Origin of the sequence: Streptomyces sp. WM4235 (assembly GCF_001279725.1) — a bacterium.
Taxonomy (GTDB): Bacteria; Actinomycetota; Actinomycetes; order Streptomycetales; family Streptomycetaceae; genus Streptomyces.
Genome location: NZ_LGDE01000045.1, coordinates 1 through 9,363, shown reverse-complemented (window position 1 = coordinate 9,363; position 9,363 = coordinate 1). Strand labels below are relative to the sequence as shown.

Genomic DNA, 9,363 nt, shown 5'->3' with positions numbered 1-9,363 from the left:
CCGCCCTGGCCGACTGGTTCTGGAGAACCCCGATCACCGTCGGCCTGTTCCTCGCCGGGATCCTACTGCCGGAGCACATCGACACCCTCTTTGCCGCGGGCGGCCACCACAGCACCGACCCACGCAACTTCGCGGGCAGTTCAGGAGCCACCTACTTCCTCGGCGCTACTCTCGCCGCCGCCCTCCTCCTCCGCCTCCTGCGCGAACTGCCAACTTCACGTACGGGCCTGGACAAGGCGCAGCGCGTGGAGATCCTTTTCGCGGTCGGTGTGCCGGTACTCGGCCTGGTGATGTGGTTCGCCCAGGCCAATGGCCATGGTCTGGTGTCCGTATACGGATTCGTCCTCGGCGCTCTCACCTGCCTCGTGGCCCGCCCGGCCGCATTCCGGACCCGGCCGACGTACCCGGCCTCCCAGAACACCGCCCATTGATCCCGGACTGGTCCCGGCCCCCACCCGGACTGTCGTAGCGGAGCCGACGCCACGCGTGTTTGTCGGGCGGGTACCCCGCCTCACCTGCGCCAGCCGGCAAACTGCCCCGGCCCTTGAGGACTCTCACGTTCCATCACCGAGCAGCAGCAGTCGTCCCAGCCTCGGCAGCAGCCGGCCCCGCAGGCCTCGGGCACCGACCCGGTCCAGGCCGTCACCCTCGGCCTGGTCGTGCCGGGGCTCCCTCGTGGCCTCGGACCGCTTTCTGGTTCCTCTCGTACAGGGTCACCGGGTGCGCCAGCCGCGGCATGTCCCGGCGCAGCCGGTCGGCCCATTCGGGCGTCAGGAAACCGTGGTTGACGACGAATCGGCCGTCGTCACGGGCCGTGGTCACGTACATGAGGTGGCCGTCCGGGGACCAGAAGTACCGGATGTGGGGGTCCCGGCTCCGGCCCGGCGGCGGCGGGTACCGGGACAGTGCCTCGTGACGGGCCGCCGCCTGCTCGTGGGTCATCCACGACCGCACCCGCCCCGCGTCCTGGTACTCCTCCTCGGTGAGCGGGACCCCGAACTCCCAGAGCCTGGGCAGCATGTCCAGCTGGGCGACCTCCTGGAGGTAACGGGCCCGGCCGTCCCCCCGGCGGCCGGCGGCCTCCGCGTCGTGCCGGCAGCCCTACAGCCCCCGCTCCTGGTCGAACCGCAACAGGGCTGCCCAGTTGAGCTGTTCCGCGGCGGTCATGCGCGCCTCCCCCCGGCCCGCTCGAACCGGGCCCTCGGTCGGGCAGCCGCCGGTCGACGGCCCGTGCCCACCGGATGATCCTCCGCCCGAAGAGCCGGCGCCAGACGGCCCGGTGACAGCGCCCGCCCAGGGGGGCCGGGAACAGTACGCCCCGGGGCTCCGAGGACACCAGCCGCGGATCCCGCCGCTCCCGCCGGGGCCGGCCCCGGTGCCACCGCGTACGCGCCGAGCCGCTTCTGCTGCTCCGAGGTCACGTGCCGGATCTCCCAGAGCAGCGCGGCGGTGTCGACCACCACCCCCGCCCTTGCCCCCGGACAGGCGCCACCGCAGCGGCCGCGGCTTCGGCGCGGCCGCGGGGAGTCAATGCCGGCAGGACGGCCGGACGCGGAGGAGCTCGGTCCGCAGCACGGGTGTGCCGTCGACCGGTGCCGGGTCCTCCGCGGTCGGCTGGATTCCTCCGGCGGCGGTTTTGTCGAGTGTTGCCAGGCCGTCGGGGCCGACCGTGCCGAACACCGTGTAGTTCGGGCGTAGTGCGGAGTCGCCGTAGACGACGAAGAACTGTGAGCCGTTCGTGTCCGGACCGGCGTTGGCCATCGCCAGCAGGCCGCGCCCGTACAGGCGGCGCGCGCCGGTCGGATCGGTCGGTGCGGGTGGCAAATCCACCGGTAGCTCGTCCTTGTACTTGTACCCGGGCCCTCCCTCACCGGTCCCGGTCGGGTCGCCGCACTGCAGGACCTTCAGCGTCGGATACGCCGTCAGACGGTGGCACACCGTTCGGTCATAGAACCCATGCCGTGCCAGGTGCAGGAAACTCTGGACCGTGCACGGCGCCTTGGCCTGGTCCAAACGCAGCGGGAGCGGACCCTGACTGGTCGCGACAGCCATGTCAACCGTGCCACGGCCAGGGGTGCGCCGCGGGTCGGGCGGCAGTGGAACATGACGCGCGGGCGGCTCGTCCGGGGTCTGTGTGTACTGGCAAGGGCCGTGCGTGGTGCGCGGCGGAGTGCCGTCGGAAGCGGTGGCGGCACTTCCCCCGGACACAACTAACGTCACGGCCGCGAATGCGCTGATCAGTGCTCGGTTCATCTTGTACGCCCTCCTGATGATCGCCAGGTTTTGGAGCGGTCGCAGTCTAGGGCGTGGTGTGGTCGGCGGGAATGGTCAACGACAGGAGGCAGGCGAGGGGCGCTGGTCCAGGACCGCGGTGGTCGGACCTGGTGGCGGCCGCCGGGCAGCGCCCCGACGGCATGGTCCTCGACGGCGAGCTCGTCGTCTGGGACAGCGCGGTCGGCCGGCTGTCGTTCCAGGCGTTGCAGCGCCGCCGTCCGCGCCCGCGGTGCCCCGGCCCTGGCCGCCCGGTGGCCGACCGCCCGGACGCCTGACCGTCGCCGCCCGGCCGGGGCGACACATCCCCGTAAGACACACGGGCGATCAAGCCCCCTCTCGACACGTTCTGCAACGCGAGCAACGGCTGCAACGCGGGCAGCCCGCCCCAGTCCGCCGACGAGGCCTGCTACAAGCTGTACTGGTACCACGCGAACGCCAAGTGGAAGACTGCCTGCGCCACCGAGTGCGGCAATGAGACACTCACCTGCAAGACGCTCCGGGCCGAACTCGGCCGGGGCAACTCCGGACTGCCCGACTGCCCGACTGCACGACATCAGGTCGGTTGCCGTCGAACGCGCTGATCATCGACGACGTCAGCGCGAGCGCGCCGACCCTCCGCAGCGACTGCTCCAAGTCGTGGACCAACTCGGGCACCATGTCCTGGAGCTTCACGGACCCCGCGGGGCTGGGAACCTATGAGGGGAAGGAAGACCTTCACCAGGTGGGCGGTGGCTTCGGTGCCCACTTCTGGTTCGCCCACACCCGCAACAGCGGCAACCGCATCGACCAGATGAAGGCCACCGGTATACCTGGACGCCGGCGCGCACCCTCAACCAGTGGAGCCGGGTCATGGTGCACCTGCCCGACCACGGTGCCGAAACCCAACAGGCCCACGACCGGATCGCTCTCGGCAACGGCACGGTAAAGGACCGCTACATAAACCAGCTCCACAAGAGCAACACCTGGATCTCTCCAGGCGTATACAACCTCAGCGGCACCCCCAGCGTGTCACTGACCAACGAGACCGTCGACGGCACCGCCGACGACGACGTGGCCTGGGACGCCATCGCCTTCCAGCCGATGCCCGGCAAGCCGAAGAACATCGTGGCGTCGCTCGGCGACTCCTTCTCCTCCGGTGAGGGTTCCGGATCCGTGGGCGGACCCGGCATCGGCTACTCGTGGGAGTCCGACACCGACCACGGCGCGCCCCGGTGGAACGGATGCCGGCGCAGCGTCAACGCCTGGCCGCGCGAGCTCACCCCGCCCAACACCACGACGCCGCTCGGAACGGCCAGCGATGCCTGGAGCACCGACGCCGAGCTGTCGTTCGTCGCCTGCTCGGGGGCCCAGACCTGGAACGTCCAGGGCACCCGAAACCCCAGCTTCTGGACCAATCGCGGAGCGTACGGCTGGTCCGAGGGACAGTTCCACGAGTTGTCCCAGATCGACTCCGGTGCCCTCGACGAGAACACCACCCTGGTCACCCTGACGATCGGAGGCAATGACGAGGGAGCATTCGTCGGAGCAGTCATGGAGTGCGCCGGCGGCGGCGACTGCGCCACGGACGCGACCTTCATGCCCCGCTACAAAGCCCTGGCGGACAAGCTGGGCACCAGTCTTGGCTCGCTGATCACCAGTATCAAGGCCCGAGCCACCCATGCGACCATCGTGGTCATGGGCTGTCCCGAACTCATGAGCCGGAGCAGAGCCTGCCTGGCGGCGGGTTTGTTCAACGCAAACGAGCAGAAGGCGCTCGGAGACCTCTCCAAGTACGTGAACGGGAAGCAGGCTGCGGCCGTCCAGGGTGTCCAAGGCGTCACGTACGCAGATCCGATTCCGATGTTCAGCGGTCATGGCACGTGTGACGACGACGAGTGGATCAATGCCATCGTCACGGGGCCGAACGGGAATGGGGACTTTCACAACAAGGACTTCCCCGACGCGGTTGGGAACAAGCCGTCGTTCTGCCTGTGGGACGTCGCGGGCGGCGCGTGCCTGAGCCGGGAGTCCTTCCACCCGGAGACCGCCGGAACAACCGGCTACGCGAAGGTGATGGAGCAGAAGCTCCGCGATATCGGGTACGGCGCGATCTGATGACCGCTCCGCCCCAGGGCCGTACCCGAAGGACAGGACGATTCCTGTTCTTCGGGTACGCGCTCCCTCTCCTCCTCCTCTTGGGCCTCGTCTTCGTCTTCCTCTGGCAGCTCTCCGAGCATGCCGGTCCACAATTCGCCAAGTCGATGCCGGTGCCCAAGCGGGAGACGCTCACTCCAGCCGAACACGAGGGCGCCGAGCCCCGCAGGGCGGCTATGGAAGCGCTGGCCAAAGAGCTCCAGGGTCAGCCCGGACTGACCGAGGAGCGACTCCTCAGCCGCACCCGCGCGCTCGCCCTGCCCTCGTCGGTACGGATCGACGTCCGGGCCGCGAGTGGGGACCACCCCGCCAGGATCGGGCTGAGAAGGCCGGGCCTGCATCAACGCCGAAATCTATCCGGGAGAGGCCAGCGCTGTTGCGGAAGGACACAATCCCGACGGCTCCTGCCTCCCGCGCGACGGGTGACGTTCGGAGGGCGGGATGCAGACGCGGCAGTATGGGTTGTCGTGCGCCTGGGCGAGTACCCTCGGGCCACGGATACCCGCGCCCGTGACCCGTACGCTGGCGCGCCCCGCCGAGGGGATTAGTCATACGTATAGCTCAAGTCTTTTAGACTCGGCGTTACTTACTGTCGTCGTGTGTGGGGGATGCTTGTGCTGGACCTGCCGTTCGATCAAGCCGGGCGGTTTTGGCGCGGCAACCTGCACACTCATTCGGACGAGTCCGACGGGGCGTTGTCTCCGGCGGACGTCGTACGCCGCTATCAGGACGCCGGCTATGACTTCCTGGCCGTCACCGATCATTTCCGGGCCGAGTACGGGTTTCCGCTGACGGACACCCGGGCGCTGCGCGTGCCCGGGTTCACCACGCTGTTGGGTGCGGAGTTGCACGCCCCGCGTACGGAGGCCGGTCCAAAGTGGCACATCGTCGCCGTGGGGCTGCCCCTGGGCTTCGCGCCGCCCGGGCCCGAGGAGAGCGGGCCGGAGTTGGCGCGGCGGGCGCGGGCGGCGGGTGCGTTCGTCGGCATGGCACACCCGGCGGCCTCGCTGCTGACCGCGGACGACGCCGAGTCCCTGGACGCGGCGCACGCGGTCGAGGTCTACAACGCGCTCGCGGATCGTGAGCACCGCGGCGACAGCTGGCACCTGACCGACGTGCTGCTCAACCGCGGGCACCGGCTGAACGCCTATGCCGCCGACGACGCGCACTTCCAGCCCCAGGACCCGCCGGGGTGCGTGGCCTGGGTCCAGGTACGCGCCGAATCCCTCGACCCGGACGCGCTCCTCGCGGCCCTCAAGGCCGGTCACTACTACTCCAGCACCGGCCCCGACCTGTACGACGTCCGGCTCGACGACGGCCGGATCACGGTGCGCTGCTCGCCCGCGCGCAAGATCCTGCTCACCGGGGGCGCCCCGGGCCTGCAGGTGGTGGAGGGCGAAGGCCTGACCGAAGGCTCCCTGCCCGTCACGATGTTCGGCCAGGGGTACTGCCGGGTCACCGTCGAGGACGCCGACGGAGGACGGGCCTGGAGCAACCCGATCCACCTGGGAGACCTGCCCACCGCCACCACCGGGACGTAGAGCCGGACGCCCGCCTCGCGGCGAGTCGGCCGGGGGCGACCGCCAGCCGATGGTCCGCGACTGATCTCCGGCCCGCAGTCCCTGGCGTGGCCGCGCCGCGCCACTGCCTCCGACCTTCCCGCATCTCTCCCGCGGCGGCAGGTACCTCCTCGGAGTGGGTCTCCTCCTCAAGGAGGCCCAGCAGCATCATGACGGTTCCGGCTTCGTTGCTGGTGGGAGCTTCAGGTCGGTGTCGGTGGTGGCGTCCAGGAGTATGCCGAGGAAGTCTTCGTCGTCCATGTCCATGTCCACGCCGGGACAAGGCCCTGCCGCCACCACCGGTCACCGCCCCAGGCCTGCGGTAGCGGGGCCGGTACCCGCGGGGGGTCCCTTTGTCGGCTTGATCCTTGAGGTCGCGATGATCTTCGTGGACCTCAAGGTCAAGCTCAGCCCGGCTGGCCGAGGGAGCCTGCCTCAAGGGTCGCGCGGAGGGCGGCCAGGGTCGAGGCGATGCGGTTCAGCTCGTCAGGGGGAACGGTCGCCGTGAGCGCGGTGAGTTCGCTGGTGACGACCGTACGGGAGGCGGCCAGTTGTTCCTTGCCCTCGGGCGTGAGGCGAAGGACGGACGAGCGGCGGTCCTGGGGGTGCGCGACCCGCACGCACCAGCCCGCGGCCACCAGTCGATCGACGGCCTTGCTGACGGCTCCCACTGTGATGGCCAGCTCGCCGACGATGTCGAGCACGCGGCATTCCGGTACGCGGTCGATGATCTCCAGAAACTCGAACTGCCCCAGGCTCAGATCTTGTTCGGTGCGCAGCCGGGCGTTCACCGCGTTGTAGAGCCGGGTCTCGACGCGGACGAGATCAGTGAAGATCGATGTGATGTGGCTCACGACACCTCCAGTAGATTCCTAGGAATCATCTTCCTTGGAATGTGGTTAACTCTGAGAGATTGATTCCTGGGAATCCATCTTCTCATCCTGACCACTGGAGGCCACCATGTCCCGACAGCAGCGCGAGGCTCTGGATGCCCTGCTCCGTTCCGCTCCGCGCGGCGGGACGCCGCCCACTGTCGAGGAGCAGCGCAGCGGTTTCGCCGCAGCTCTGACCAGGCCCGCGCCGGACGGCGTGGTCACCCGCAGGACCGTCCTGGGCGGCCGGCCGGCCCTGGAGCTGATACCGGCCGAACTCTCCGGCCGCGGCCGGCTGCTCTACCTGCACGGCGGCGGCTACGTCGTCGGCTCACCCCACACCCACGCCGGGCTCGCCGGTGAACTGGCCCTGCGCACCGGGCTGCGAGCGGTGTCGGTGGACTACCGGCTGGCGCCCGAGCACCCCTTCCCCGCAGCCGTCGACGACGGGCTCGCTGCCTACCGCGAGCTGCTGGCAACGGGTACCGACCCGCGGGAACTCGTCGTGGCCGGCGACTCCGCCGGTGGCGGTCTGAGCATCGCCACCCTACTCGCGGCCCGCGAGGCCGGACTTCCGCAACCAGCCGCCGTGGTCACCTTCTCCCCGTGGGCCGACCTCACCCTCACCGGGGAGAGCATGCGCTCCAAAGAGGATGCCGACCCCATCTTCACCGAGGCCGACGTACGCGCCTATGCCGATCTGTACGCCGCCTCGGCCGACCGTACACACCCCCTGGCGAGCCCGGTGCTCGCCGACCTCACCGGGCTGCCCCCACTGCTCGTGCAGGTCGGAGCCAACGAGGTGCTGCTCGACGACGCCGTCCGGCTGGCTGGCCGTGCGGGCGCCGACGACGTCGACGTCACGCTCGAAATCGGGCCCGGCCTTCCCCACGTCTTCCAGCTCAACTACGGCCGGCTCGACGAGGCGGACGCCGCACTCGACCGCGCCGCCCGCTTCCTCACCACACACCTGGGCATCGAGCGCCTCGAACTCGCCCACTGACGCCTGCCGACCGGGCGAGGACGTCGCCCGCTTCCACACATCCTGCTGCCGGGGAACTCCAGGGGCGGAGCCTGCAGGGGGCAAAGGTGGCGTCGGCGTCGGCGGCCGGGCGCCTGCGTCGTGAATGATCCCGGCACCGGTGCCAGGAGCGCAGGCGGCGGAATCAGAAGTGAGCCGGGTCCGGCCGCGGTCCTTCGCACGTCGGCCCAGGCGGGCCCGCTGACCCGCGTCTGTACACGTGCGCCGGCCTGGCAGGCCGGCGGGTGGCTCGGGCGACTGCGGCCGTGGCAGCAGGCCAGTGGCGGGGCGGCGCCGGGGTACTCCGCGCCGGGCAGGCCGATGGCCGGCACAGTCTCGCCCGGACTTCATAGTCTGGCAGCCCCCCGGTCCCGCCCTCGCACGCGATCCGCGCCGCCTCTCCTCGCGGCGGCGCTCCCCGTCCTCGGGGCGCTCACCGCCACGCCAGGGGGTGCGCGGCCCTTCTCGTCCGCGCCCATGTACATGCCCGGACAACGGGCCACGGTCCTCCCGGTCACCGCCGCCCGGCATCTCAGCCCCCACCTGGCGCATTCGCCTTCTCGGGTCGTGGGCGGGCAGGGCGCTCTACTCGTGGCCGAGTTGGCGTGCGGCTTGGATGCGGCGGCGGGCAGTGCGGGTGCTGATCTGGTCGCGGGCAACACTCGGGTGAATGCGAGACTGTCCATGTGACAGGACCATGTGGGGGCCGGGTCGCCGTCCGCGAGGTTCTTCGTCGTGTCCTGACCCGGCAGGGCCGGGGACCGGCGGATCATCGAGGGAGTCAGCCCGGACCGGCCGGACGGCTGCCTGCGTGTCACTGTTTGTTCGCTTGGGTGCGCCCCGGTGGACTGCCACCGCTGCCACCCGTCCCCGCAGCCATCCGGCGTACAGGTTCACCTCACCGGTCCACGTCGAGGGACCGTGCGGTCACGGGTCGACGGCTCAGTTGTAGGCAGCCCACGGGTCTTTCAGTACGTCGGGACGGATTCCGAAGGCGCGGAATCGGGCGTCCAGGTCCTTCAGCTCCGCGAGCCCCTTGCCGATCTTCTCCCACCCCCGGGCCTGCGCCTCCCTCGCCTCGTCCTCGGGCAGGGGCATGAGGGCCAGCGACGAACCGGACAGCACGTCCGCCATTCCGCTGCGGGTCTGCTTCTGCGCGTTCGCCCACACCGCCTGGGTCGGCGCGTCCGGGATCTCCTGGTGGGCTTCGGCGCCGCGCAGTGCCGCGGACAGGTTCTCGAAGTCGATGACTCCGCGGCCCTGTTCGTGAAGGTCATGGACGCCGCGCGTCCGCTTGGCGAGTTCGTTGTACCGCTCTGAGCCGTCCTGCTTGTACCAGAGGGCGACGAGCTCACCGGCGGGCGTCGGCTCGGGCGGCGAGGTCGGTGTCGGGGTACGGGTGGGGTGAGCTTGTTCCGCTTTGACGGACACCTTTGGTGTGGTGGTCAGGCCGCGAGGGCGGTCTCGTATTCGGCGGGGCTGCGGTAGCCGAGGCTGCTGTGGA

General features: G+C 70.1%; 8 protein-coding genes and 1 pseudogene. 5 read left to right on the top strand and 4 right to left on the bottom strand.

Annotated elements, in window-relative coordinates:
• Positions 1-431, top strand: a pseudogene (locus ADK55_RS05905) (hypothetical protein); the annotation flags it as partial.
• Between the two features lie 211 nt (positions 432-642).
• On the opposite strand, the gene ADK55_RS05900 reads toward ADK55_RS05905, so the two are convergent.
• Together ADK55_RS05900 and ADK55_RS05895 are read right to left on the bottom strand one after the other, a co-directional pair.
• Positions 643-1,020 (bottom strand): hypothetical protein, encoded by a 378-nt coding sequence (locus tag ADK55_RS05900; RefSeq protein WP_053676392.1) that lies wholly within the window; start codon positions 1,018-1,020, stop codon positions 643-645.
• Between the two features lie 507 nt (positions 1,021-1,527).
• Complete coding sequence (locus ADK55_RS05895) at positions 1,528-2,052, bottom strand: peptidylprolyl isomerase (RefSeq protein ID WP_234349914.1); 525 nt, start codon at positions 2,050-2,052, stop codon at positions 1,528-1,530.
• 332 nt (positions 2,053-2,384) lie between these two features.
• Between ADK55_RS05895 and ADK55_RS37450 the strand changes: the two genes are divergently transcribed.
• From ADK55_RS37450 to ADK55_RS05885, 3 genes are all read left to right on the top strand, one after another.
• Positions 2,385-2,549 carry a hypothetical protein gene (locus tag ADK55_RS37450; RefSeq protein ID WP_199826452.1) on the top strand — a complete coding sequence of 55 codons (165 nt, stop codon included), beginning with the start codon at positions 2,385-2,387 and terminating at the stop codon, positions 2,547-2,549.
• 574 nt (positions 2,550-3,123) lie between these two features.
• On the top strand, positions 3,124-4,368 hold the full coding sequence (locus ADK55_RS05890; RefSeq protein WP_053676390.1) for a GDSL-type esterase/lipase family protein: 1,245 nt from the start codon (positions 3,124-3,126) through the stop codon (positions 4,366-4,368).
• Positions 4,369-5,015: 647 nt separating this feature from the next.
• Positions 5,016-5,948 (top strand): CehA/McbA family metallohydrolase, encoded by a 933-nt coding sequence (locus tag ADK55_RS05885; protein WP_053676389.1) that lies wholly within the window; start codon positions 5,016-5,018, stop codon positions 5,946-5,948.
• A 425-nt stretch (positions 5,949-6,373) separates the two neighbouring features.
• Here the strand turns inward: ADK55_RS05885 and ADK55_RS05880 are convergent, their stop codons facing one another.
• On the bottom strand, positions 6,374-6,820 hold the full coding sequence (locus ADK55_RS05880; protein ID WP_053676388.1) for a MarR family winged helix-turn-helix transcriptional regulator: 447 nt from the start codon (positions 6,818-6,820) through the stop codon (positions 6,374-6,376).
• 106 nt (positions 6,821-6,926) lie between these two features.
• Here ADK55_RS05880 and ADK55_RS05875 point away from each other — a divergent pair, with 106 nt between their 5' ends.
• Positions 6,927-7,841: an alpha/beta hydrolase gene (locus ADK55_RS05875; RefSeq protein ID WP_053676387.1), complete on the top strand. Its 915-nt coding sequence runs from the start codon at positions 6,927-6,929 to the stop codon at positions 7,839-7,841.
• A 960-nt stretch (positions 7,842-8,801) separates the two neighbouring features.
• On the opposite strand, the gene ADK55_RS38345 is transcribed toward ADK55_RS05875, so the two are convergent.
• Positions 8,802-9,290, bottom strand: coding sequence for a hypothetical protein (locus ADK55_RS38345; protein WP_053676386.1), 489 nt, complete (start codon positions 9,288-9,290; stop codon positions 8,802-8,804).
• Positions 9,291-9,363 lie beyond the last annotated feature (73 nt).